The organism is Pseudomonas sp. NBB (assembly GCF_032701105.1).
GTDB lineage: Bacteria > Pseudomonadota > Gammaproteobacteria > Pseudomonadales > Pseudomonadaceae > Aquipseudomonas > Aquipseudomonas asiatica.
Genome location: NZ_CP103994.1, coordinates 4,645,157 through 4,669,242, shown reverse-complemented (window position 1 = coordinate 4,669,242; position 24,086 = coordinate 4,645,157). Strand labels below are relative to the sequence as shown.

Here is a 24,086-nt window from a genome sequence, read left to right as displayed (position 1 = left end):
TCGAAAGGTGCCGAAGTGCGATAGGTAGCAACAGTCTAGCCGCTTCATCGTCCCCCACCGTGCTGCCGACGAGGGCTCCGGATCAACATGTCTGCCAAGCACCGCTGGATCAGCGCTTCGATGGCCGTGGGCAGCCTGTTGCTGCTGGCCGCCTGCGAGCAGAAAAACTTCGAGACCTTGCCCGCCATCCCGATCGAACAGCTCGAGGTGCTGGGCGTGCAGACGCCGATCAAGAGCGTGCACTTTCGTGACCGCGACGGTGAAGGCCTGCTGGTGTTGAGCCGCAGCGATGGCCAGGCCAGCGACCCGGAAAGCGAGCAGGAAGTCGACAAGGTGGTACTCAAGGCCACGCTGTACGGGCGCAAGGCCGAAAACGACGCTTTCAAGGCGCGCTGGCAGATCGAACAGGAAACCACCTGCCCGGGCCTGGACCTGGATGTGGACTTCTATAACGACGTCAGCGATGTCGGCGACCTGAACAAGGACGGCATCGCCGAGGTGACGGTTGCCAGCCACGCATTCTGTGGCGGTGGCATCGACCCGCACGACATCGCCATCGAGATGCGCGAAGGGCAGGCCAGCTACAGCATCACCGGCCAGTCGCTGATCACCCCGGCGGGTGAAGAGCCGATCGGCGGTGAGCGTGAGGACAGCGCCTCGCTAAAATCCGCGCCGCAGGTGCTGCGCGAGCACATGGACGGGGTCTGGCAGCAGGTGTACAAGCGGCCCTGGAGCGAGGCCAGCCCACCTAGCGACGATAACCCTGACGACGAAGCCGAATAAGTGTTGTGCCTGCCATCAAGGTAAACCCGCGCCTGCCGATACAGGGGGCATAGGAGAACGTCCATGCTGCCACCGATCATTCCGCTCAGTGCCGCCCCGGTGACCTCGCAACAGGACCCGGTCAAGCCGACACCCGACATCAAGCCGGTGGTGCCGACCCAGCCTGCATCCGGTGAAAGTGCCATCGACCTCAAGCAGCAGCGTGACCCGCAGGAGCAGGCGCTGCTGCTGCGCGACGAGCAGCGCCGCCAGCAGCAACGTCGGCAGAAGGGCGACGACGAACGCTACAGTGCAATGCCGGGTGACGAGGTCAACGCCGACAACACCGTGCCGGTAGCGCCATTGATGGGCGAGCATGTACGCCAGGGGCTGCTGGTGGACATCGAAGTCTGACATGGGGCTGGTCAGCGCCAGCGCCTGGCTTCATCATGCAAGTCTCAGTTGATCGTCGAGCCCACCCATGAGCCAAGACAACCTCATCGATTTCGATGCCGAACGCGCCAAGCGCGTCCACGACCTCAAGGAAAAGCGCCTGAACGAAATGCGCAATGCGTTCGAGCAGGCCCTGCCGTTGAACAGTGCCAAGAAAAAGAAGCCCAAGGGCAAGCCGAAGAAGCGCTGAAACTTGACGCAGGTCAACCCTGCACCCGCCTCGCGTGCCCGGCCCCGGGCACCATTGACCCCGATCAATTTTCCCCGCCTCCACATTGGTTAACTTGCACCCATCGGACAACGGCAAACGAATGGGGAGGCCAGCATGTTCTTCGACAACGTGGTTATCGCCGGAGTGGTGACGGTCGGGTTGATGGTCGCATTCTTTGCCGGTCTGGGCATTTTCATCTGGAAGGACTCGAACAAGCGCAAACCGCGCTGACCTTCCGGGTACACGAGCACGCAAGGCATTTAGGGCGACTTCGGTCGCCCATTTTTTTTGCCTGCAATTTTTGTGTTGCCTGTACCGGCCTCTTCGCGGGCACTCCCGCTCCCACAATGACTTCACAGGATTCGGACTGTGCGCGGTCCCATGTGGGAGCGGGCGTGCCCGCGAAGAGGGCAGCACAGGAGAGCTGTCCATAACAAAGATGATTAGCTAGCTAATTAATCGTTTCCGCTTTATCCTTCCCACCATTGTCTATCTTTCTACAAGACCATCCCTTCAAGGTCCGTCTCGTGCCCATCACCTTCCAGGCCCTGTTCGCTCCCAGCAGCCTCGCCCTCAAGTTCGCCATCAAGACCCTGCTCGGTGGCGGCCTCGCCCTGTGGTTGGCGATGCGCTGGGGCCTGGAGCAACCGTCCTGGGCCCTGATGACCGCTTTCATCGTCGCCCAGCCGTTGTCAGGCATGGTGGTGCAGAAGGGCCTGGCGCGGCTGGCCGGCACCCTGGTCGGCACGTTTATGTCGGTGCTGTTCATCGGTCTGTTTGCCCAGACCCCCGGTCTGTTCCTGCTCACCCTGGCCCTGTGGCTGGCCCTGTGCACTGCCGCCTCCACCCAGTTGCGTAGCGCCTGGGCCTATGCCTTCGTGTTGGCAGGCTACACGGCGGCGATCATTGCCCTGCCGGCCATCGATCACCCGTTGCAGGTGTTCGACCAGGCCGTGGCGCGCTGTACCGAGATCTGCCTGGGTATCTTCTGTGCCACCGCCAGCAGCGCCTTGCTCTGGCCCATGCGGGTAGAGCAGCAACTGGGCGGGCAGGCCCGTCAGGCCTGGCAGAACGGCCTGCAGGCCGCCAGTGCCATGCTGGGCGGTGAAGACGAGGCGCGCAAAGGCCTGCTGGAGAGCCTGGGGCGTATCGTTGCCATCGACAGCCAACGCGAACACGCCTGGTTCGAAGGCAACCGCGGGCGCCAGCGCGCTCGTGCCATTCGCGGCCTGAGCCAGAAACTGATGGTGCTGCTGCGCATTTCCCGTTCGGTGCGCCGCCAGTGGCGGCAACTTGATGAGGGCGAGGCCGAACGCCTGGCGCCCTGGCTGGAGGAGGTGCGCGCACTGTTGGGCAAGCCCGATCAGCCGAGCCTTTTGCTTCTGCGCCAACGCATCTGGGATGCTGCCCACGATGATCAGATCAGCCCGGCGGAGCACTTTTGCCTGGCACGCATGGCACTGCTGCTGGATTACGCCATGGCTGCCAGCCAGGCGCTGGAGGATGTGGAGGCGGGCAGGGCGCCCAAGGATGTGTCTCAGGGCCTGGCTGCGCACCGCGACTGGTCGCTGGCCTTGCTGTTCGGCTCACGCAGTGCGCTGGCCTTTCTGGTGATGAGTGGTTTCTGGCTGGCCACCGCCTGGCCTTCGGCACCGGGTGGCCTGGTGCTGACCTGTGTGGTCTGCAGCCTGTTCGCCAGCCGCGAGAATGGTGCGCAGATCGGCCTGAGCTTTTTACGAGGGATCCTCCTGGCAATACCGGCGGCTTTTCTGGTCGGGCAGATTCTGCTGCCGCAATGGAGCAGCTTCGCCATGCTCTGCCTGGGCATGGGGGTGCCGCTGTTTCTTGGTGCGCTGGGCATGGCTCACCCGCGGACCGGGGCCACGGCTACTTCTTATTGCCTACATTTCATCGTGCTGGTGTCGCCGCTCAACGCCATGCAGTTCGGCGTGGCCACCATGCTCAACAGTGCCTTGGCCATGCTGGTGGGTGTGTCGGCGGCGGTGATGGCCTTCCGCTTGTTGGTGTTTCGCCACCCGGCCTGGCTGGGCCAGCGCCTGCGCGCGGCGACCCAGAATGACCTGGTGCGCCTGACCCGGCGCGACCTGCGCGGGGCCGACAGCTGGTTTGGCGGGCGCATGGCCGACCGCCTGATGCAACTGGCGCGGCATGCCGGCGACCTGCCCGAGAGCGAACGCAAGCGCTGGGACGACGGCCTGCACGGCCTGGATATCGGCGACGAACTGGTGCATTTGCGCATGTGCCTGGCGGTCGCCAAGGCCCCGTTGGGACGGGCCGAGCGCGAATACCTGCAGCAGGTAGAGGCAGTGCTGGCCAAAGGGCCGGCGCCAGGGCGTGGGCAGAGCCTGGATGCCGCAAGCGAACAGTTCATTGGCGCCTTGCGCCGTCTACCCTCCAGCGATCCGCTGCGGTTGGCCGAAGGGGCGGTGCTGCAACTGCAAAAAAGCTGGGGCAAGTGGTGCCGTTGGCAGGAGGAATCCCATGGGGTTGCGTGAGTGGGAATTGGGCGGCGTGCTGTTCAGCCCTTTCCTGGTTTATGTGTTGATGGCGCTGGTGCTTACCGGCGTGTTGCGTCTGGTGGTGCAGGCCACGCCGTTGGGGCGCTGGATCTGGCATGAAGCGCTGTTCGATGCGGCGTTGTTCGTTTGTGTGTTGTTCCTGGTAGTGCGACTGCTGGGAGCGTTATAAAGGAGTGTTTCGATGCGTGCGGCCGTACGTACCCTGGTCACCTTGTGTGTGGTGGCCCTTGCCGTCTTCGCCGGCTATCAGCTGTGGCAGTACTACATGCTCACCCCCTGGACCCGCGATGCCCGTGTGCGCGCCGATGTGGTGGTGATCGCCCCCGATGTGTCCGGCTGGGTGCGCGAACTGAAGGCCCGTGACAATCAGCAGGTCAAGGCCGGCGACCTGCTGATGAGCATCGACCGGGAACGCTTCCAGGCTGCTTTCGACCAAGCCAGCGCGGTGACCGAAACCCGCAGCCAGCAACTGCGCCTGCGCGAGCGTGAAGCGGCCCGGCGTACCGCACTTGGGCCGGAGGCTATCAGTGCCGAATTGCGGGAAAACGCCCAGATCAATGCGGCCATCGCCCGCGGTGAGCTGCATGAGGCCGAGGCACAATTGCAGGTCGCCAAAATCAACCTGGCGCGCAGTGAAGTGCGGGCGCCGCGCAGCGGGCATATCACCAACCTGCGCCTGGCCGAGGGCAACTATGTGAATACCGGGGAGGCGGTGATGGCCCTGGTGGACGATTCAACCTTCTATATCCAGGCCTATTTCGAGGAAACCAAGCTGCCACGCATTCGTGTGGGGGATGCGGTGAAGGTCTGGCTGATGGGCGCGGGCGAACCGATGCAAGGGCATATAGAAAGCATCAGCCGTGGTATCACCGACCGCAACAGCAACCCCGACAGCCAGTTGCTGCCGGAGGTCGAGCCGACCTTCAACTGGGTGCGACTGGCGCAGCGGATACCGGTAAGGATTCGCCTGGACCAGGTGCCGGAGGGGGTGACCCTGAGTGCGGGGATGACAGCCAGTGTGCAGGTGCATGAGGAGCAGAGTCGGCCGTGAGGGCCAAAGGGGCTGCTAAGCAGCCCCAGATCCTCGATTTCAGAGGAACATCCCGCCCGAAACCTCCAGCCGTTGCCCGTTGATCCAGCCGTTGCCATCTTCCAGCAACAGCGCAATCGCTGCCCCGATATCATCCGGCAAGCCCACCCGCCCCAGCGCCGTGTTGCCGGCAATGTATTCATTAACCTGTCGGTTATCCCGCACCACGCCGCCGCCAAAATCGGTCTCGATCGCCCCCGGCGCCAGAATGTTCACACGAATCCCACGTGCTCCCAGTTCCTTGGCCTGATAGCGGGTCAGCACCTCCATCGCCCCCTTCATCGCGGCATAGGCGGCATACCCCGGTAGCGCAAAGCGCGCCAGGCCAGTGGAAATGTTGACGATGCGGCCATTGTCGACCAGCAACGGCAGCAGGCGCTGGGTAAGGAAGAACGGACCCTTCAGCTGGATGTTCAGCAACTGGTCGAACTGTGCCTCGCTGGTTTCGGTGTATGGCACGTTCAATCCGATCCCGGCATTGTTCACCAGAAAGTCGAAGCGCTCGCGGCCGAAGTGTTGCTGCAGGGTTGCGCCGAGGCATTCGGCGAAACCGGCAAAGCTGGCGCTGTCGCTGACGTCCAGTTGCAGCATGATGGCCTTGACCCCGGCCTGCTCCAGCCGGGCGGCGACGGCATGGGCTTCCTCCGCCTTGCTGTGGTAAGTGCCGATGACATCGATGCCGCGTGCGGCCAGGTGTTCTGCGGTGTTGCGGCCCAGGCCGCGGCTGGCGCCAGTGATCAGGGCAATCTTGCGGGTCATGGTGAAAACCTCATGGTGGGCTGATGAGCACAGGTTATTGGTCGGTGTGGTGCTGTTAAATCCAGCGAATATGGAAATACTGTTCGGTAAAACCGGATAGACGAGGGCTGAATTGAACAAGCTGGAATTGTTGCGCACCTTTGTTCGGGTCTGCGAGGTCAGCAGTTTCACCTTGGCTGCCGAGAGCTTGGGGCTGCCCCGTTCGACTGTGTCGGAGCAGGTCAGGGCGCTCGAGCGTTTGCTGGGTACGCAGCTGTTCAACCGCACCACCCGCCGGGTACAGGCGACCCAGGATGGCGTCTTGCTGTACGAGCGCAGCAAGGACCTGCTGTCGGGCATGGACGAAATCGAGGGCTTGTTCCGCGCCGACGATGCCGAGCTGGCCGGGCGCCTGCGCGTCGATTTGCCGACAATGATGGCCCGCCGGGTCATCATCCCGGCGTTGCCGCAGTTTCTGCAGCGCTTCCCGCGCCTGGAGGTGGAGCTCAGTTGTACCGACCGCCAGGTCGACCTGCTGCGTGAAGGCTTCGATTGCGTGATGCGCATTGGTGCCCTGCATGACCTGGATGTGGTGGCGCGCCCGGTCGGCCAACTGAGCATGCGCAACTGTGCCAGCCCTGCCTACCTTGCACGCTACGGCGTGCCGCGCACGCTGCAGGACCTGGCCGAGCATCACTTGGTGCATTACGTGCGCACTCTGGGGGGGCGTAGTGCCGGTTTCGAATTTCTGCAGGACGGTGAACTGCATTTCCAGGCCATGGCCGGCGTGGTCACAGTGAACAATGCCGAGGCCTACTCGGCGGCCTGCCTGGCCGGGTTGGGGCTGATCCAGGTGCCGGCGGTGGGCGTGGCCGAGCACCTGCAGCGCGGTGAGCTGGTTTCGGTACTGGAAAGCTGGCAGGCCCCGGCCATGCCCGTGTCACTGTTGTATGCCCGGCAGCGGCATGTGCCACGCCGGGTGCAGGCCTTCATGCAATGGTTGGGCGAGGTGCTGCATTCACAGGTTGACGGTGGTTGCTGATCGATGAAAACCGTGGCGCCTGTGTGATGGCTTGCGTTAGGCTGCCAGTCACGAGTTGTCCGGTAGAGGCAACCCTTTCCCGCCTGGCGTGCGTATCTTCCGATTTCATTGCGAGGTTACGTCATGGCCATCACTTCACAGGACATCTGCAACGCTGCCGACCAGCTCAAGGGCTTCGTCGGTTTTCATGGCAAGCGCGGCGTGCATATCGTGCGTTTTTCCGAAGACTCTTTCGGCATGGACGTGGCCGATGCCAGCATCACGCCCTGCAGCGAGTTTGTCTGGCGGCCCGAGCAAGGGCAGCGCATGGCTCTTTGCCGCGAACGGCTGGCGCTGTTGCTGGAGCAGCATGTGGATGACCGTTTGAACATCGGTGAACCGCTGCGCACCTACCTGCGCCGGCGCGACCTGCCGGAAATCGTGGCTGAACGCAGCTTGCAGCGGGACTCCGCTCTGTAATAGCGGAGTAACTGCCTCGCTCGAATACCGAAAACCTGCACCATCACTGTGGGAGCGGGTTCACCCGCGAACACCGGCGAAGCCGGTGCCATATACCGCGTTGCATTCTTCGCGGGTGAACCCGCTCCCACAGGGGGTGTGCAAGTATCAAACCTGCACTAGACAGTTACCTCCACGCGCTACAGGTAGGGCGCCGAGCGCTGGGATGCCTGCTGCATCAACGCCTCGAGCCCCGCACTGTCCAGCGGTCGGCTCAAGTAATAGCCCTGCACTTCATGGCAACGGTCCTTCTGCAGTGCCCTGAGCTGCTGCTCGCTTTCCACTCCTTCGGCCGTCACCGTCAGCCCCATCGCTTCGCCCAGGTTGATGATGGCCTGGACCACGGCGCGGTCGCTGCCAGCGGTGTTGTTCAGCCCGCCGATGAAGCGTTTGTCGATCTTGATGCTGTCGAACGGGTAGGTGCGCAAGTAGCCCAGCGACGAGTAGCCGGTGCCGAAGTCGTCCATGTTCAGGCGAACGCCCAGCTCTTTGAGCGACAGCATTGTGCCCAGTGCGCCTTCGATGTCATTGAGCATCACGTTCTCGGTAATTTCCAGCTCCAGGCGCTGTGCGGGGAAAGCGGTTTCCAGCAGGATCTCGCGTACATCCGCCACCACATCGCTGCGCTGGAACTGCGCAGGTGACAGGTTCACGGAGACCAGAACATCGGCGGGCCAGTCATGGGCAGTGCGGCAGGCTTCGCGCAACACCCAGCGGCCCAGCGCGACAATGATGTCACTCTGTTCGGCCAAGGGGATGAAGGTGTCCGGCCCCAGCAACCCTTCCTGCGGATGCTGCCAGCGCAGCAAGGCCTCGACTGCGACGATGCGCAGGTCGCTGAGGCGGTAGCGCGGCTGGTAGTGCAGCTCGAATTCCTGGTTGCGCAGGGCTCGCCGCATGTCGTTCTCCAGTTGGCGGCGGTACTGGATCTGCTGGTTCATTTCGGCAGCGAAATAGCGCCAGGTGCTCTTGCCGTCGGCCTTGGCCTGGTACAGGGCGATATCGGCGCAGCGGATCAGCTCGCCGGCATCGAAGCCCTGGGTACGGGTCTGGGCGACTCCGATGCTGGCGCCAACATGGAGGGTCTGGCTATCGAAGGCGATCGGTTGCTGCAGCAGGCTGATCAGGCGCGCACAGAAACGGTCGATCTCGCTGCGGTTGTCCATGCCGCTGAGCACCAGGAGGAACTCGTCGCCGCCCAAACGCGCGACCAGGTCGCCGTCGCGGGTAGTGTCGCGCAGGCGGTTCGCTACCTCCTGCAGCACCGCGTCACCGGCGGCATGGCCGAGAGAGTCGTTGATCGGCTTGAAGTTGTCCAGGTCCAGCAGCAGCAAGGTCAGTGGTGGCGAGTCGCTCCCACGTAACAGCGCCTGTTCCAGGTGGCGGGCTAGCTTGTTGCGGTTGGCCAGGCCGGTCAGCGGGTCGTGCAGCGACAGGTGCTGGATGCGTGCATGGGCATCGACTTCGTCGGTGATGTCACTGGCGGTGCCACGAAAACCGACGGGCTTGTCGTCGTACCAGATGGCGCGGGCCGAAATGCGGCAGTAGCGGTTCTGGCCATTCTGGTCGCGGTAGGTGCAGCGCAGGTTGGCCAGCTGTTGCGGGTCGGCCGCGGCCAGGGCATCCAGCCACGGCGAGAGCGGCGTGGTATCGCAGGCCAGCAACTGATTGAGCGGGTGGCCGAGCCAGTCGTCCACAGGGTAACCGGTAACGTTGACAAAACGTTGTGACAGATAGGTGAGGCGTTGCTGCCGATCGGTTTCCCAGATCCAGTCGGATGCCGACTCAGCCACCGCGCGAAAACGCTGTTCGCTGGCCTCCAGAGCCTGGTTGCTCTGCTGAAGGTGGGCGAGCGTGAGGTCGATCGCGCGCGAACTGCGCAAGGCATGACGGAACAGGTAGAGCATGACCAGGCCAAGTATCAGCAAGGCTCCCGACAGCGGGGGCAACACAGCACGCAGCAACTGGTGCCCTGGCAGCGGGCTGCTCCAGGACAGGTGGTAGCCGGTATCGCCGAGGTCGATGCGCAGGTGGCCGTGCTCGCCCACATCATTTTTCTCCACGTGCATACCGCTCAGGCCGGCACCGCTGCTCAGTTGCGCCAGCTTGTCCTCGGTGAGCTGGTCGACAAACAGCATTACCGGCGCCTGGCTGACCTCGCTCTCGGTGACATCCCGGTCCGGGCGCACCGCCGCAGCACTGAGCACGGCCGGCCAACCGTTGAACAGGACGAAACGGGTGATCTGTTCACGGGGGATGGCCGCTGCCCGGGCCTGGTCGATGATTGGCTGCAGCGCTGCATCGATATAGGTATTGGCCGCCGCCTGGGTAGGCTGGCCTCTGAACAAGGCGTAGGTGGTGCGTGCGTCCTCCACCACGAACACTCCCTCATAGCCGCTGGCGCTGTACAGCGACTCGCCCACGTTCTTTTCTTCGTAGGCCCATTTCCAGTCGGCCTGCCCCGCCAGGTGTTCGAAGGCAGCATCCCATACGGCGTAGCTGGACAGGAATTGGCGCGATGCGAGCAACCGTTGCTCCAGCGCCTTGGATGCCTGCGAGGCGCTGCGCTGGCGCTCCTGATGGTCAAGAGTACCCGCGATATTGAACAGGGCGCCGACGATGACCAGGCAAGCCAGGCCGAAAACTGCGCTGAAGCCGGCAATCAAGCGACGCACCTGGAAGCGCGGGGTGGGGCTGGCGGTTGGAAGGTTGGCGGTCCTGGCCATGCGCGAGCGGCTCCTTCAGACAGCCTCCCGCCAGTTAGTCAGGAAGGAGGTTCAATCAGGATAGGCCAGCCTGAGCGTTGCAGCGTCGCTGCGGGCAAAATTGACCTGGTCGCGCCCGGCATGCTTGGCGGTATACAGCGCTTTGTCCGCCTGCTCGAGCCAGTGCTCGGGTGACTCCAGGTCGGCCTCGAATGCCGAAAGGCCGATGCTCAGGCTGATGCGCAGGTGCGGCAACTGCGGGTTGCGGTAGCTGGCGACCCGCTCGCGCAGGCGCTCCATGGCCAGGCACGCTTCGGCTTCGCTGGTATCCGGCAAGATCACGCAGAATTCGTCACCGCCGTAGCGCCCGGCCTGGTCGCCTTCGCGCAGGCTGTGCCGCAGCTCGGCGCCGAGTTGGCGCAGCACACAGTCGCCGACAACGTGACCGAACGTGTCGTTGATGGTCTTGAAGTGGTCGATGTCGATCAGGGCAATCACCGCGTGCCCCTTTTGCTGCTGGCAGGCCTGGAACTTCAGCAGCAGCAGGTCTTTCCAGGCACCGTGGTTGAGCAGGCCGGTCAGGCTGTCGGTGAGGCTCAGTGTACTCAGTCGGCGCTTGTGGTCGGCCAGCTTGATCGCCAGCTGGTAGCAGACCCAGCCCAGCGCCAGTGGGTAGAGCGTCAGCATCGGCAGGCAGGCATAGACCTGCAGGGGCGTGGCGTTCAGTTGCAGGCCAGGGCCCAGCAACAATATGGCGACGAGCATGCCGCCCAACTGGGCCAGCATCCCGCGAACGACCATGCGTTTGCCGCCGGCGGCGACGTTGTTCATGGTCATCATCGAAAGCACGGTCACACTGGGCAATGGATTGAAATGCATGGCGGCGGTCCAGAACCCACCCATCAAGGAGTCCAGAACCAGGTTGCGCTGTTCTGCCTGGTAGGGCGTGGCCGAACGGGCTGCCCACAGGTAGGCCACATGTGGCCACAAGAGGCCATTGAACAGTACCAGCAGCCATGCCCAGGTGGGCGGTGACAGCGGCGCCATGGCGGCCATGACACTGAACAGGCCGATTCCCAGGCCGATGACCCGCGGCAGGTAGATGCGTTTGGCGAATGAAAGTCCTTTGCCGCTGCGTTTATCCATCTTGATCATCGTTCTTCCGCTGAAGCACCGTTTATCGCATAACTTGCATGAATATTGTTGAACAGTGTTTCATCGACGAAAAATGACCTTACAAGCCAATTCATGGTTGATCCGATCACTGTGGGGTAGCATGAAGGCTTTCCTGTTGCTCGGAGTGTTGCTGATGGTCCCTTTGGCCAACCCCGCCGGCGAGCCGGCGCCACAGCGGGAAGGGCGTTTTCACAACCAGGCGTCGTTGCCACAGGATGGCGTATTGAAGAAGCTGCGCATCGGGCTCAAGTACCTGTTCCTGCGCAAACCGCCGCAAACCCGGCCGGCCACACCGGTCAGTCTCCAGCCCATGACCCGCCAGCAGGTGCTCGATGCGCCCGACCGAAGCCTTTGGCGCCTGGGCCATTCCACGGTATTGCTCAAGCTGCGTGGGCGCTTCTTTATTACCGACCCGGTATTCGCCGAGCGTGCCTCGCCAGTGCAGTGGGCCGGCCCGCTGCGTTTCCATGCGCCACCCTTGGCATTGGACCAATTGCCGCCATTGGCTGCGGTGGTACTGTCCCACGATCACTTCGATCATCTGGACGAACAGGCGATTCGCCAACTTGCACCGCGAACAAGTGTGTTCCTGGCCCCACTGGGCGTAGGCAACTTGCTGATTACCTGGGGCGTGGCACCGGCAAAGGTGCGGCAGCTGGACTGGTGGCAGGAAAGCGAGGTCGAGGGCGTACGCTTTGTCGCCACCCCGGCTCAGCACTTTTCCGGGCGTGGGCTGCTGGACAGCAACCGGACCTTGTGGGCGTCGTGGGTGATCGTCGACGAGGATGTGCGGGTATTCTTCAGTGGCGATACCGGCTACTTCGATGGGTTCAAGCAGATTGGCGAGCGCTTCGGGCCGTTCGACCTGACCTTGATCGAGACCGGGGCCTACAACGTCGCCTGGCCCGATGTGCACATGCAGCCGGAGCAGAGTCTGCAGGCCCATCTGGATTTACGCGGGCGTTGGCTGTTACCGATTCACAACGGCACTTTCGACCTGTCCAACCATGGTTGGCAGGAACCGTTCGAACGCATCCTGGCGCTGGCCAACCAGGCACAAGTGCGCCTGAGCACCCCGCAGATGGGGGAGCGGGTCAGCCTTGACTCTCCGCACGCCGGGCAGAACTGGTGGCAGCCACGGCCTGTGCGTCAGCGCGGCCAGGCAAACGAGCGCGTTGTAGCGGCACGCTGAGGTTCATTTGTTGCCGTTGTTGCGGCGCGGGGAGGGTGGCTGGTCCTCGTTCAGTAGCCGTGAGGGCGGTTTGCCGCTGTCGCTGCGCACCTGTGCATGGCTGATCAATCCGAAGATGAAACTGCCGCCGATGATGTTGCCCGCCAGTGTCGGCAGGGCGAACTCCAGCCAGAAACTGCTCCAGGTTTCATCGCCGGCCCAGACCAGATAGGACACCTCGACCGAGCCGACCACTATATGGGTGAAGTCGCCCAGGGCCATCAGATAGGTGATCATCAGGATGATCCAGATCTTGGCATGTTCCATCGACGGGATCATCCAGACCATGGTGGCGATCATCCACCCCGATACGATGCCTTTGGCGAACATCTGGCTGACATCGTTTTTCATGACCTTGCGGCCAACCTCCAGGAAGGCCACGTCGGTCTTGCTGTCGAAGATCGGCAGCTCCAGCATTACCCAGGCCACCAGCAAGGTGCCGGCGAGGTTGCCAAGCAGTACCACGCTCCAAAGGCGCAGCAGGCGCCCGAAGTTGGCCAGGGTGGGGGCCGTCATTACCGGCAACACGGCGGTCAGGGTGTTTTCGGTGAACAACTGCTGACGCGCCAGTATCACTGCAAGGAAGCCTGCGCTATAGCCGATGCTGGCGATAACCTGGGCACTGTCCCCCTCCGGCAGGCGTGCGTAGAACAGCCCCATGGCCATGAGCGACAACCCCATGGACAAGCCTGCGGCCAGAGCCGACCACCACAGTGCGGCGAGTGTTCGTTCCAGTTCCTGGTCGCCCTGGTAACGAATGATCTCGTGCAGCACTGCCGCGCGGGGCGGTTGGTTAAGGCTGACTTCCTGCTCCTCGTTCGCCGACAGGCCCGGGGTTTTCTCGCTTTGCGCATCGCTCATGGCCGCTACGCTCCGTTGGGTGGTGTTTCTCTACAGATTCGCGGCGCTTTCATTAGTTGCCGACGAAGGTAAAACGCTGGCAGAAAGTTTTTTCAGATCAAGGTGTTGACTCTGATCTCAAAGCGCGTATTATTCGCCTCCTCGCAGCGTTGAACGCTTCGAGGCAAGCGGTAAGTTGTTGAAGTTGAAGGGTTTCGAAAGAAATCGGTTATAAAAAACTTCAAAATAGACGCTTGACAGCAAATGAGGAAAGCGTAGAATGCGCGCCTCGGTTGAGACGAAACGCTCTTAACCAAACGCTCTTTAACAAATCGAATCAAGCAATTCGTGTGGGTGCTTGTGAGTACGGACTGATAGTCACAAAGATTATCAGCATCACAAGTGGCCATGCGAGAAATCACATAGTCATTTGAGATTGCTGAGCCAAGTTTAGGGTTTCTTAAAAACCCAAGCAGTATTGAACTGAAGAGTTTGATCATGGCTCAGATTGAACGCTGGCGGCAGGCCTAACACATGCAAGTCGAGCGGATGACGGGAGCTTGCTCCTTGATTCAGCGGCGGACGGGTGAGTAATGCCTAGGAATCTGCCTGGTAGTGGGGGACAACGTTTCGAAAGGAACGCTAATACCGCATACGTCCTACGGGAGAAAGCAGGGGACCTTCGGGCCTTGCGCTATCAGATGAGCCTAGGTCGGATTAGCTAGTTGGTGAGGTAATGGCTCACCAAGGCGACGATCCGTAACTGGTCTGAGAGGATGATCAGTCACACTGGAACTGAGACACGGTCCAGACTCCTACGGGAGGCAGCAGTGGGGAATATTGGACAATGGGCGAAAGCCTGATCCAGCCATGCCGCGTGTGTGAAGAAGGTCTTCGGATTGTAAAGCACTTTAAGTTGGGAGGAAGGGCAGTAAGTTAATACCTTGCTGTTTTGACGTTACCGACAGAATAAGCACCGGCTAACTCTGTGCCAGCAGCCGCGGTAATACAGAGGGTGCAAGCGTTAATCGGAATTACTGGGCGTAAAGCGCGCGTAGGTGGTTCGTTAAGTTGGATGTGAAAGCCCCGGGCTCAACCTGGGAACTGCATCCAAAACTGGCGAGCTAGAGTACGGTAGAGGGTGGTGGAATTTCCTGTGTAGCGGTGAAATGCGTAGATATAGGAAGGAACACCAGTGGCGAAGGCGACCACCTGGACTGATACTGACACTGAGGTGCGAAAGCGTGGGGAGCAAACAGGATTAGATACCCTGGTAGTCCACGCCGTAAACGATGTCAACTAGCCGTTGGAATCCTTGAGATTTTAGTGGCGCAGCTAACGCATTAAGTTGACCGCCTGGGGAGTACGGCCGCAAGGTTAAAACTCAAATGAATTGACGGGGGCCCGCACAAGCGGTGGAGCATGTGGTTTAATTCGAAGCAACGCGAAGAACCTTACCAGGCCTTGACATGCAGAGAACTTTCCAGAGATGGATTGGTGCCTTCGGGAACTCTGACACAGGTGCTGCATGGCTGTCGTCAGCTCGTGTCGTGAGATGTTGGGTTAAGTCCCGTAACGAGCGCAACCCTTGTCCTTAGTTACCAGCACGTTATGGTGGGCACTCTAAGGAGACTGCCGGTGACAAACCGGAGGAAGGTGGGGATGACGTCAAGTCATCATGGCCCTTACGGCCTGGGCTACACACGTGCTACAATGGTCGGTACAGAGGGTTGCCAAGCCGCGAGGTGGAGCTAATCTCACAAAACCGATCGTAGTCCGGATCGCAGTCTGCAACTCGACTGCGTGAAGTCGGAATCGCTAGTAATCGCGAATCAGAATGTCGCGGTGAATACGTTCCCGGGCCTTGTACACACCGCCCGTCACACCATGGGAGTGGGTTGCACCAGAAGTAGCTAGTCTAACCTTCGGGAGGACGGTTACCACGGTGTGATTCATGACTGGGGTGAAGTCGTAACAAGGTAGCCGTAGGGGAACCTGCGGCTGGATCACCTCCTTAATCGACGACATCAGCCTGCTGATGAGCTCCCACACGAATTGCTTGATTCATTGTAAAAGACGATGCTGTAACGCGACCCTGTTATAGGTCTGTAGCTCAGTTGGTTAGAGCGCACCCCTGATAAGGGTGAGGTCGGCAGTTCAAATCTGCCCAGACCTACCATTACATGGTTCAGCCGTAGAATACACGGGGCCATAGCTCAGCTGGGAGAGCGCCTGCCTTGCACGCAGGAGGTCAGCGGTTCGATCCCGCTTGGCTCCACCATTTTCGCCGTACGCAGTAGCTTGTCAGAACTTAGAAATGAACATTCAGCTCGAATGTTGATTTCTGACTTTTGTCAGATCGTTCTTTAAAAATTCGGATATGTGATAGATATAGACTGATGGCCAGTTTCACTGCTGGTTAATCAGGCTAAGGTAAAATTTGTGAGTTCTGCTCGAAAGAGCAACATGCGAATTTTCGGCGAATGTCGTCTTCACAGTATAACCAGATTGCTTGGGGTTATATGGTCAAGTGAAGAAGCGCATACGGTGGATGCCTTGGCAGTCAGAGGCGATGAAAGACGTGGTAGCCTGCGATAAGCTTTGGGGAGTCGGCAAACAGACTGTGATCCAGAGATCTCTGAATGGGGGAACCCACTCAGCATAAGCTGAGTATCTTGTACTGAATACATAGGTGCAAGAGGCGAACCAGGGGAACTGAAACATCTAAGTACCCTGAGGAAAAGAAATCAACCGAGATTCCCTTAGTAGTGGCGAGCGAACGGGGACCAGCCCTTAAGTTGATTTGAGATTAGTGGAACGCTCTGGAAAGTGCGGCCATAGTGGGTGATAGCCCCGTACACGAAAATCTCTTGTCAATGAAATCGAGTAGGACGGAGCACGAGAAACTTTGTCTGAATATGGGGGGACCATCCTCCAAGGCTAAATACTACTGACTGACCGATAGTGAACCAGTACCGTGAGGGAAAGGCGAAAAGAACCCCGGAGAGGGGAGTGAAATAGAACCTGAAACCGTATGCGTACAAGCAGTGGGAGCCTACTTTGTTAGGTGACTGCGTACCTTTTGTATAATGGGTCAGCGACTTATATTCAGTGGCGAGCTTAACCGAATAGGGGAGGCGTAGCGAAAGCGAGTCTTAATAGGGCGTTTAGTCGCTGGGTATAGACCCGAAACCGGGCGATCTATCCATGGGCAGGTTGAAGGTTAGGTAACACTGACTGGAGGACCGAACCGACTACCGTTGAAAAGTTAGCGGATGACCTGTGGATCGGAGTGAAAGGCTAATCAAGCTCGGAGATAGCTGGTTCTCCTCGAAAGCTATTTAGGTAGCGCCTCATGTATCACTCCAGGGGGTAGAGCACTGTTTCGGCTAGGGGGTCATCCCGACTTACCAAACCGATGCAAACTCCGAATACCTGGAAGTGCCGAGCATGGGAGACACACGGCGGGTGCTAACGTCCGTCGTGAAAAGGGAAACAACCCAGACCGTCAGCTAAGGTCCCAAAGTCATGGTTAAGTGGGAAACGATGTGGGAAGGCTTAGACAGCTAGGAGGTTGGCTTAGAAGCAGCCACCCTTTAAAGAAAGCGTAATAGCTCACTAGTCGAGTCGGCCTGCGCGGAAGATGTAACGGGGCTCAAACCATGCACCGAAGCTACGGGTGTCATCTTTGATGACGCGGTAGAGGAGCGTTCTGTAAGCCTGTGAAGGTGAGTTGAGAAGCTTGCTGGAGGTATCAGAAGTGCGAATGCTGACATGAGTAACGACAATGCGAGTGAAAAACTCGCACGCCGAAAGACCAAGGTTTCCTGCGCAACGTTAATCGACGCAGGGTTAGTCGGTCCCTAAGGCGAGGCTGAAAAGCGTAGTCGATGGAAAACAGGTTAATATTCCTGTACTTCCAGTTATTGCGATGGAGGGACGGAGAAGGTTAGGCCAGCCTGGCGTTGGTTGTCCAGGTTTAAGGTGGTAGGCTGAAATCTTAGGCAAATCCGGGATTTCAAGGCCGAGAGCTGATGACGAGTTGCCTTCAGGCGACGAAGTGGTTGATACCATGCTTCCAAGAAAAGCTCCTAAGCTTCAGATAACTGGGAACCGTACCCCAAACCGACACAGGTGGTTAGGTAGAGAATACCAAGGCGCTTGAGAGAACTCGGGTGAAGGAACTAGGCAAAATGGCACCGTAACTTCGGGAGAAGGTGCGCCGGCGAGGGTGAAGGACTTGCTCCGTAAGCCCATGCCGGTCGAAGATACCAGGCCGCTGCGACTGTTTATTAAAAACACAGCACTCTGCAAACACGAAAGTGGACGTATAGGGTGTGACGCCTGCCCGGTGCCGGAAGGTTAATTGATGGGGTTAGCGCAAGCGAAGCTCTTGATCGAAGCCCCGGTAAACGGCGGCCGTAACTATAACGGTCCTAAGGTAGCGAAATTCCTTGTCGGGTAAGTTCCGACCTGCACGAATGGCGTAACGATGGCGGCGCTGTCTCCACCCGAGACTCAGTGAAATTGAAATCGCTGTGAAGATGCAGTGTATCCGCGGCTAGACGGAAAGACCCCGTGAACCTTTACTATAGCTTTGCACTGGACTTTGAATTTGCTTGTGTAGGATAGGTGGGAGGCTTTGAAGTGGGGACGCCAGTTCTCATGGAGCCATCCTTGAAATACCACCCTGGCAACTTTGAGGTTCTAACTCAGGTCCGTTATCCGGATCGAGGACAGTGTATGGTGGGTAGTTTGACTGGGGCGGTCTCCTCCCAAAGAGTAACGGAGGAGTACGAAGGTGCGCTCAGACCGGTCGGAAATCGGTCGTAGAGTATAAAGGCAAAAGCGCGCTTGACTGCGAGACAAACACGTCGAGCAGGTACGAAAGTAGGTCTTAGTGATCCGGTGGTTCTGTATGGAAGGGCCATCGCTCAACGGATAAAAGGTACTCCGGGGATAACAGGCTGATACCGCCCAAGAGTTCATATCGACGGCGGTGTTTGGCACCTCGATGTCGGCTCATCACATCCTGGGGCTGAAGCCGGTCCCAAGGGTATGGCTGTTCGCCATTTAAAGTGGTACGCGAGCTGGGTTTAGAACGTCGTGAGACAGTTCGGTCCCTATCTGCCGTGGACGTTTGAGATTTGAGAGGGGCTGCTCCTAGTACGAGAGGACCGGAGTGGACGAACCTCTGGTGTTCCGGTTGTCACGCCAGTGGCATTGCCGGGTAGCTATGTTCGGAAGAGATAACCGCTGAAAGCATCTAAGCGGGAAACTTGCCTCAAGATGAGATCTCACTGGGATCTTGAATCCCCTAAAGGGCCGTCGAAGACTACGACGTTGATAGGTTGGGTGTGTAAGCGCTGTGAGGCGTTGAGCTAACCAATACTAATTGCCCGTGAGGCTTGACCATATAACACCCAAGCAATTTGCTAGCGCAGATTGCGGTGATGAAGACGAAACAACCGAAAGTTCGCAACATCACAAATATCGCATATCCGAATTCGCTGGGCTGTCCATCTGGACATTCTGGCAACAGAATTTCTTGACGACCATAGAGCATTGGAACCACCTGATCCCATCCCGAACTCAGTAGTGAAACGATGCATCGCCGATGGTAGTGTGGGGTTTCCCCATGTGAGAGTAGGTCATCGTCAAGATTCATTTCGCAAAACCCCTATCTGCGCATGCAGGTAGGGGTTTTGTCTTTCTGGCGAAAAAATTCCCGGGCATACGCAGTCCCTGTGGGAGCGGGTTCACCCGCGAACACCGGCATAGCCGGTGCCATCCACCACGTCGCCCGCTTCGCGGCGGTTCGATGCCTCGACACGCCTGCTCCCACCCCGACCGCAAAATACCCAGGTTGCGACAATATTCCCGTCACATTCACGTGACTTTCCCGCATCCACCCTACGTCAAGACTTTGGTTCGGGGCACTCCTGGCCCCGGGCTGAGCGATGCCAGCGTACCGTGCTGCGCATTTCCGGACTTCCACCGTCCCATCACTTGAGGTAGCAAGCAAGATGGCCAAGGCCGCCGATGTCGTTGTGCAATGCCTGGAAAACGAAGGTGTCGAGTATGTATTCGGTATTCCCGGTGAAGAAAACCTCGATCTGCTGGAATCCCTGCGCAAGTCGAAGATCAAGCTGGTACTTACCCGTCACGAGCAGTCCGCAGGTTTCATGGCTGCCACCTATGGTCGCCTGACCGGCAAGACCGGCGTCAGCCTGTCGACCCTCGGCCCTGGCGCCACCAACCTGGTCACCGCCAGTGCATACGCCTACCTGGGCGGCATGCCGATGATGATGATCACCGGCCAGAAGCCGATCAAGAAGTCCAAGCAGGGCCGCTTCCAGATCATCGACGTGTGCGGCATGATGGCCCCCATCACCAAGTACACCCACCAGTTCGCCTCCGCCGACAACATCCCGGCCCGTATGCGCGAAGCCTTCCGCCTGGCCGAAGAAGAGAAGCCGGGTGCCGTGCACCTGGAGCTGCCGGAAGACATCGCCGCCGAGCAGACCGAAAGCCTGCCGATTCCGCCTAGCCTGAGCCGCCGCCCGCTGGCCGAGCACAAGGCCATCGAAGCCGCCGTGGAAAAACTGCAGAAAGCCCGCAACCCGATCCTGGTGATCGGCGCCGGTGCCAACCGCAAGATGACCGCCAAGGTCCTCAAGCAGCTGATCGACAAGACCGGTATCCCGTTCATCACCACCCAGATGGGCAAAGGTGTGGTCGACGAGCGCCACCCGCGCTTCCTGGGCAACGCCGCACTGTCGTCGGGTGACTTCGTGCACCGTGCCGTCGAAGCCGCCGACCTGATCGTCAACATCGGCCACGACGTGATCGAGAAGCCACCGTTCTTCATGGTTCGTGGCGGCACCGAAGTCATTCACATCAACTTCCGCTCCGCCGAGGTCGATGCCGTGTACTTCCCGCAGGTTGAAGTGATTGGCGATATCGCCAACGCCGTATGGCAGATCAGCGAAGCGCTGACCGACACCACACACTGGGACTTCACCCGCCTGATGGCGATCCGTGAAGCCAACGAAGCGCAGATCGCCGAAGGTGCCGACGACAACCGCTTCCCGGTCTACCCGCAGCGCATGGTCGCCGACATCCGTCGCGTGCTGCCGTCCGAAGGCATCGTTGCCCTGGACAACGGTATCTACAAGATCTGGTTCGCCCGCAACTACAAGGCACACAAGCCGAACACCGTGCTGCTGGACAACGCCCTGGCAACCATGGGCGCCGGCCTGCCATCGGCCATGGCCGCGCACCTGGTGCACCCGGACCGCCCGGTGATCTCGGTTTGCGGCGACGGCGGTTTCATGATGAACAGCCAGGAGCTGGAAACTGCGGTACGCCTGGGCATGCACATCACCGTGGTGATCCTGCGTGACGACGGCTACGGCATGATCCGCTGGAAGCAGGCGAACATGGGCTTCACCGATTTCGGCCTGGACTACGGCAACCCGGACTTCGTCAAGTACGCCGAAGCCTACGGTGCCAACGGCCACCGCGTGGAAAGCGCCGAAGGCCTGCTGCCGCTGCTGGAGCACTGCATCAAGACCCCGGGCGTGCACGTGATCGACTGCCCGGTCGATTACAGCGAGAACGACCGCATCCTCAACAGCGAGCTGCGTGAGCGCGCGCTGGCGGTGTAAGGTGTAACGGCTTTATTGACATCAACCGGGCCACCACAGATACCTCCCGATCCTGTGGTGGCCAGTTGGTGCTAATTAACAACCTCCTCACGCATCTCTTGATTGATCATTCTCATGTTCCCAACTCATTGAGAACACGAGACCATGACCATCGGCTCAACACACAACCATCCTGCTGATCTGGCTATCGAGCCATCCCTGTCCGTAAAGCCATGGGCTGCGCGTTACCCTAACCCTCCTGATCTTTGCTTTGATTATCGCCGTCTACTCGAACAAGAGGGCGGAGTTGCATACGCCACTCAGCCGGATCACCGGATCTGTATTGTCGGTGCTGGTGTTACCGGGCTGACTGCAGCCCGGGAATTGCTTCGTTGCGGCTTTACCCATATCACCTTGATCGAGCAGTCCCGGCGTGTGGGTGGGCGCCACCTCACGCTGGTGAGTAACGCAGGAAATCACAAACAGCCTGTAACCCCTTTTGAAATGGGGGCCATGCGCATGCCGTTCTTCAACAGGACTGGTGAGCCCCCAAAAGATGGGCGTTCGCTTATGGCCTATTACGCCAAGCTGTTCGAGCTACGAATTTCCAATTTTCCAAATCCAGGGACACCTTGGGTGAATGCCACTGGAATATATCTTCGTGACGGGCAATTAGAGGGTGAGAGAGACCCTGAGCTGTTGGTCTGGCGCAATCCCGAAGGAACGACACCACCCCCTTCTGCGATGCTTCAGCAGGTCTACGATAAATGGCGCCATTTTGCGGAGCAGTTCGCCGAGCGTATTGCTGCGGTTTATGGCACTTATGGTTGGGAGTCGATGTGGTCGGCGATCGTCAAGCGCTATCATCGAATATCGTTTAGAGATCTGGTGCGTTTACCCGCTCTTACTGCTTGGGACCCCGCAACCCCTGGTGATTTTGGCGGGCTAGGCATGAGTGGCGACGAGTCGGCCATCTTCTATGCAATCGGTATTGGAGATGGTAGCTGGGGAGCGTTTTATGACGTCTGCTGCCTTTACCCGCTGCGTACAGCAATCTTTGGTTTCAGCAGTCATTTGCAGTTGGTGCATGGGCGTGTTGACCAGGACGGTGTGCCTTACGCTGCGCCCCATCTTGAAGCCAGCAGCGTCCCTGACAGTAAAGGATTGATGTTTCAGGGGCCAGCCTATATCGGGCTTGCGGCGATGGACGAAAGCCTCATGTTTCTGGACGTCGGGATGGGCGGTTCCTCGCTGTATGACCACCTGCTGCAACGAGATGATGGGTTACTGACTGACACTTCGGTCTGTTCCCTACAAAAGCTGGAGGATGGTCGCGTACGGGTCGGATACCGTTGGCATTGCAGTGATCCGGTGCAGGGGAACGTCCAATACGAAGACTTCGACAGCGTGATCTTGACCATTCCTTCCTGGCTGATCGAAACCAACATCCGCCTCGACGGTTTCAGCCGTCAGATATTGCCGCAGACGATCATGGATGCCTGGAAGCATGCTCACTGGGAGACAAGCTGCAAGGTCTATGCCCCGCTGAATAAGAGCTTCCTGGATCGCAACCCAGCTTTTCCGCAAATCCTGGTCACTGACAGTTTCGTTCACGATGTCTATGCCTACCGCTACAACGACCATTACGCTGATGACTGCATCCTGCTCAGTTACACCTGGGAAGACGATGCAACGAAACTGGCCGCGTTCTCAGATGAAGAACTGGGCGACAAGTGCGTGAAGGAACTCGATCGGATCCTCCTTAGCTGCAGCAACGTGGCTGAACCCATATCGCCTTATATCGATACCCGAAACATTCGCATACAGCGTTGGATGACTGATCGAAACGCGCTTGGTTGCGCAAAGTTGTATCGGGCTGGGACCTATTACGATGCAGTGAGCTTGATGAAGTACAACCGTGATCTGAGTGCCAGCTCAGGGTTGTATCTGGCTGGAGAGTCCTTCTCTGTTGACGCCGGCTGGACCGAGCCGTGTTTACGCACGGCGCTTGATGTGGTCATCAACCTGTGCAACAGAACATCGGCATCGTTCAATGGTGGCTTTAGCCTGAACCACTACCCACATTATCAAGTTGGGAAATAGATGCATCCGGGCGTTTTTGTAGGGAGTTTCCTACTGGAACACCTCTCTTGTCCTTCGATCCCATAGGAACTCCCCGACTGTCACTCCCCCGCCCAACCCCGCTTTACTGGCGCCCTTCCAAAACAACCATAAAAGGAAGCCGCCATGTCTGAACATTGCACGCCCGTCAGCCCCGTACGTATCGCTGTCATCCAGTACGACCCTCAGGTCGGGCTGGAGCATTGTGATGGCAACCTGAGCAAGGGCCTGGCATTGGCCCGGTGCGCGGCGCGTGAAGGCGCCAACCTGATCGTGCTACCCGAGTTGGCCAACACCGGCTACACCTTCCACACGCGTGCAGAGGCCTATGCCCACGCCGAAACGCTGGAGGAGGGGCGCAGCCTGAAAGCCTGGGCGGATTTCGCCAAGGAGTACCAGGTATATCTGGCTGCGGGTTTTGCCGAACGTGAGGGACTGAAACTTTTCGACAGTGCCATTCTGTTCGGTCCGCAAGGCTTGCTCGGGCATTACCGCAAGGCCCATCTGTGGAACCAGGAAAAGCTCTGGTTCACCCCTGGCGACCTGGGCTTCCCTGTGTTCGAGACACCGATCGGCCGTATCGGCCTGCTGATCTGCTGGGATATCTGGTTCCCGGAAGTGCCGCGGCTGATGGCTGCGCAAGGCGCCGACATCATCTGCAGCCTGAACAACTGGGTATGGACGCCACCACCACTGTTCGATGAATCAGGGCGCTGCATGGCGTCCTACCTGACCATGACGGCGGCACACGCCAACAACGTCTATATCGCTGCCGCCAATCGCATAGGTAGCGAGCGGGGTGGTCGCTTCCTGGGCTGTTCACTGATTGCCGGTACCAATGGCTGGCCCATCGGCGAGGTGGCCAGTGCAGAGGAGGAGGGCATTCTCTACGCCGATGTCGACCTCAGCAGCGCCCGCTCGGCGCCGATCTGGAACAGCCTCAACGACCTGCCGCGAGACAGGCGCACCGACCTTTACGATGCGACGCTTGGCTATCGCCTTCATGCACCTATGCCCCGCTGAGGAGTTG

The 24,086-nt window shown here is 59.4% G+C and carries 17 protein-coding genes, 2 tRNA genes and 3 rRNA genes; 18 read left to right on the top strand and 4 right to left on the bottom strand.

What is annotated here, in order from left to right; all coding sequences use genetic code 11:
- Positions 1 to 87 precede the first annotated feature (87 nt).
- The 7 genes from NY023_RS21650 to NY023_RS21620 all read left to right on the top strand — a co-directional run bounded on the left by NY023_RS21650 (position 88) and on the right by NY023_RS21620 (position 5,017).
- The gene (locus tag NY023_RS21650) at positions 88 to 783 is read left to right on the top strand and encodes a M949_RS01915 family surface polysaccharide biosynthesis protein (protein ID WP_013973912.1); all 696 of its coding nucleotides are present in this window, start codon (positions 88 to 90) and stop codon (positions 781 to 783) included.
- A 63-nt stretch (positions 784 to 846) separates the two neighbouring features.
- The gene (locus NY023_RS21645) at positions 847 to 1,176 is read left to right on the top strand and encodes a hypothetical protein (RefSeq protein ID WP_003258942.1); all 330 of its coding nucleotides are present in this window, start codon (positions 847 to 849) and stop codon (positions 1,174 to 1,176) included.
- A 67-nt stretch (positions 1,177 to 1,243) separates the two neighbouring features.
- Positions 1,244 to 1,405 (top strand): hypothetical protein, encoded by a 162-nt coding sequence (locus NY023_RS21640; protein ID WP_003258944.1) that lies wholly within the window; start codon positions 1,244 to 1,246, stop codon positions 1,403 to 1,405.
- Between the two features lie 135 nt (positions 1,406 to 1,540).
- The gene (ccoM, locus tag NY023_RS21635) at positions 1,541 to 1,657 is read left to right on the top strand and encodes a cytochrome c oxidase subunit CcoM (protein ID WP_003254862.1); all 117 of its coding nucleotides are present in this window, start codon (positions 1,541 to 1,543) and stop codon (positions 1,655 to 1,657) included.
- 296 nt (positions 1,658 to 1,953) lie between these two features.
- On the top strand, positions 1,954 to 3,942 hold the full coding sequence (locus tag NY023_RS21630) for an FUSC family protein (RefSeq protein ID WP_013973911.1): 1,989 nt from the start codon (positions 1,954 to 1,956) through the stop codon (positions 3,940 to 3,942).
- Positions 3,929 to 4,135: a DUF1656 domain-containing protein gene (locus NY023_RS21625; protein ID WP_013973910.1), complete on the top strand. Its 207-nt coding sequence runs from the start codon at positions 3,929 to 3,931 to the stop codon at positions 4,133 to 4,135. The genes NY023_RS21630 and NY023_RS21625 overlap by 14 nt, the downstream gene beginning before the upstream one ends.
- 12 nt (positions 4,136 to 4,147) lie before the next feature.
- Positions 4,148 to 5,017, top strand: coding sequence for an HlyD family secretion protein (locus NY023_RS21620; RefSeq protein ID WP_013973909.1), 870 nt, complete (start codon positions 4,148 to 4,150; stop codon positions 5,015 to 5,017).
- Positions 5,018 to 5,056: 39 nt separating this feature from the next.
- Here the strand turns inward: NY023_RS21620 and NY023_RS21615 are convergent, their stop codons facing one another.
- Complete coding sequence (locus NY023_RS21615; RefSeq protein ID WP_013973908.1) at positions 5,057 to 5,815, bottom strand: SDR family NAD(P)-dependent oxidoreductase; 759 nt, start codon at positions 5,813 to 5,815, stop codon at positions 5,057 to 5,059.
- Positions 5,816 to 5,927: 112 nt separating this feature from the next.
- Between NY023_RS21615 and NY023_RS21610 the strand changes: the two genes are divergently transcribed.
- Positions 5,928 to 6,836 (top strand): LysR family transcriptional regulator, encoded by a 909-nt coding sequence (locus NY023_RS21610; RefSeq protein WP_013973907.1) that lies wholly within the window; start codon positions 5,928 to 5,930, stop codon positions 6,834 to 6,836.
- A gap of 123 nt (positions 6,837 to 6,959) precedes the next feature.
- Positions 6,960 to 7,295 carry a DUF2025 family protein gene (locus NY023_RS21605; RefSeq protein ID WP_013973906.1) on the top strand — a complete coding sequence of 112 codons (336 nt, stop codon included), beginning with the start codon at positions 6,960 to 6,962 and terminating at the stop codon, positions 7,293 to 7,295.
- A gap of 179 nt (positions 7,296 to 7,474) precedes the next feature.
- Here the strand turns inward: NY023_RS21605 and NY023_RS21600 are convergent, their stop codons facing one another.
- Both NY023_RS21600 and NY023_RS21595 read right to left on the bottom strand, forming a co-directional pair.
- Positions 7,475 to 10,060: an EAL domain-containing protein gene (locus NY023_RS21600; RefSeq protein WP_013973905.1), complete on the bottom strand. Its 2,586-nt coding sequence runs from the start codon at positions 10,058 to 10,060 to the stop codon at positions 7,475 to 7,477.
- Between the two features lie 51 nt (positions 10,061 to 10,111).
- Positions 10,112 to 11,185: a diguanylate cyclase gene (locus NY023_RS21595; RefSeq protein WP_024087634.1), complete on the bottom strand. Its 1,074-nt coding sequence runs from the start codon at positions 11,183 to 11,185 to the stop codon at positions 10,112 to 10,114.
- A 130-nt stretch (positions 11,186 to 11,315) separates the two neighbouring features.
- On the opposite strand from NY023_RS21595, the gene NY023_RS21590 reads away from it, so the two are divergent.
- Positions 11,316 to 12,407, top strand: coding sequence for an MBL fold metallo-hydrolase (locus tag NY023_RS21590; RefSeq protein ID WP_013973903.1), 1,092 nt, complete (start codon positions 11,316 to 11,318; stop codon positions 12,405 to 12,407).
- 3 nt (positions 12,408 to 12,410) lie between these two features.
- Here NY023_RS21590 and NY023_RS21585 read toward each other — a convergent pair whose 3' ends face one another.
- Positions 12,411 to 13,307 carry a formate/nitrite transporter family protein gene (locus tag NY023_RS21585; protein WP_013973902.1) on the bottom strand — a complete coding sequence of 299 codons (897 nt, stop codon included), beginning with the start codon at positions 13,305 to 13,307 and terminating at the stop codon, positions 12,411 to 12,413.
- A 459-nt stretch (positions 13,308 to 13,766) separates the two neighbouring features.
- On the opposite strand from NY023_RS21585, the gene NY023_RS21580 reads away from it, so the two are divergent.
- From NY023_RS21580 to NY023_RS21545, 8 genes are all read left to right on the top strand, one after another.
- Positions 13,767 to 15,303: ribosomal RNA gene (locus NY023_RS21580) — 16S ribosomal RNA — on the top strand.
- An 85-nt stretch (positions 15,304 to 15,388) separates the two neighbouring features.
- A tRNA-Ile gene (locus tag NY023_RS21575) sits at positions 15,389 to 15,465 on the top strand.
- Between the two features lie 26 nt (positions 15,466 to 15,491).
- Positions 15,492 to 15,567: transfer RNA gene (locus NY023_RS21570), tRNA-Ala, on the top strand.
- A gap of 243 nt (positions 15,568 to 15,810) precedes the next feature.
- Positions 15,811 to 18,702 (top strand): 23S ribosomal RNA (locus NY023_RS21565).
- Positions 18,703 to 18,833: 131 nt separating this feature from the next.
- Positions 18,834 to 18,949: ribosomal RNA gene (rrf, locus tag NY023_RS21560) — 5S ribosomal RNA — on the top strand.
- Together the 16S, 23S and 5S rRNA genes with 2 tRNA genes alongside form the textbook arrangement of a ribosomal RNA operon.
- Positions 18,950 to 19,312: 363 nt before the next feature.
- Positions 19,313 to 20,956 (top strand): acetolactate synthase large subunit, encoded by a 1,644-nt coding sequence (locus NY023_RS21555; RefSeq protein ID WP_024087633.1) that lies wholly within the window; start codon positions 19,313 to 19,315, stop codon positions 20,954 to 20,956.
- Between the two features lie 144 nt (positions 20,957 to 21,100).
- Positions 21,101 to 23,038: a flavin monoamine oxidase family protein gene (locus NY023_RS21550; protein WP_044047144.1), complete on the top strand. Its 1,938-nt coding sequence runs from the start codon at positions 21,101 to 21,103 to the stop codon at positions 23,036 to 23,038.
- A gap of 144 nt (positions 23,039 to 23,182) precedes the next feature.
- Complete coding sequence (locus NY023_RS21545; protein WP_013973899.1) at positions 23,183 to 24,079, top strand: nitrilase family protein; 897 nt, start codon at positions 23,183 to 23,185, stop codon at positions 24,077 to 24,079.
- Positions 24,080 to 24,086 lie beyond the last annotated feature (7 nt).

Bases quoted from the DNA above. Each gene is read 5' to 3' on its own strand.
- NY023_RS21600 (WP_013973905.1), bottom strand. From the start codon at position 10,060: ATGGCCAGGACCGCCAACCTTCCAACCGCCAGCCCCACCCCGCGCTTC.
- ccoM (WP_003254862.1), top strand. From the start codon at position 1,541: ATGTTCTTCGACAACGTGGTTATCGCCGGAGTGGTGACGGTCGGGTTG.
- NY023_RS21625 (WP_013973910.1), top strand. From the start codon at position 3,929: ATGGGGTTGCGTGAGTGGGAATTGGGCGGCGTGCTGTTCAGCCCTTTC.
- NY023_RS21640 (WP_003258944.1), top strand. From the start codon at position 1,244: ATGAGCCAAGACAACCTCATCGATTTCGATGCCGAACGCGCCAAGCGC.
- NY023_RS21605 (WP_013973906.1), top strand. From the start codon at position 6,960: ATGGCCATCACTTCACAGGACATCTGCAACGCTGCCGACCAGCTCAAG.
- NY023_RS21550 (WP_044047144.1), top strand. From the start codon at position 21,101: ATGACCATCGGCTCAACACACAACCATCCTGCTGATCTGGCTATCGAG.
- NY023_RS21650 (WP_013973912.1), top strand. From the start codon at position 88: ATGTCTGCCAAGCACCGCTGGATCAGCGCTTCGATGGCCGTGGGCAGC.
- NY023_RS21645 (WP_003258942.1), top strand. From the start codon at position 847: ATGCTGCCACCGATCATTCCGCTCAGTGCCGCCCCGGTGACCTCGCAA.
- NY023_RS21585 (WP_013973902.1), bottom strand. From the start codon at position 13,307: ATGAGCGATGCGCAAAGCGAGAAAACCCCGGGCCTGTCGGCGAACGAG.
- NY023_RS21545 (WP_013973899.1), top strand. From the start codon at position 23,183: ATGTCTGAACATTGCACGCCCGTCAGCCCCGTACGTATCGCTGTCATC.
- NY023_RS21620 (WP_013973909.1), top strand. From the start codon at position 4,148: ATGCGTGCGGCCGTACGTACCCTGGTCACCTTGTGTGTGGTGGCCCTT.
- NY023_RS21555 (WP_024087633.1), top strand. From the start codon at position 19,313: ATGGCCAAGGCCGCCGATGTCGTTGTGCAATGCCTGGAAAACGAAGGT.
- NY023_RS21595 (WP_024087634.1), bottom strand. From the start codon at position 11,185: ATGGATAAACGCAGCGGCAAAGGACTTTCATTCGCCAAACGCATCTAC.
- NY023_RS21615 (WP_013973908.1), bottom strand. From the start codon at position 5,815: ATGACCCGCAAGATTGCCCTGATCACTGGCGCCAGCCGCGGCCTGGGC.
- NY023_RS21590 (WP_013973903.1), top strand. From the start codon at position 11,316: ATGAAGGCTTTCCTGTTGCTCGGAGTGTTGCTGATGGTCCCTTTGGCC.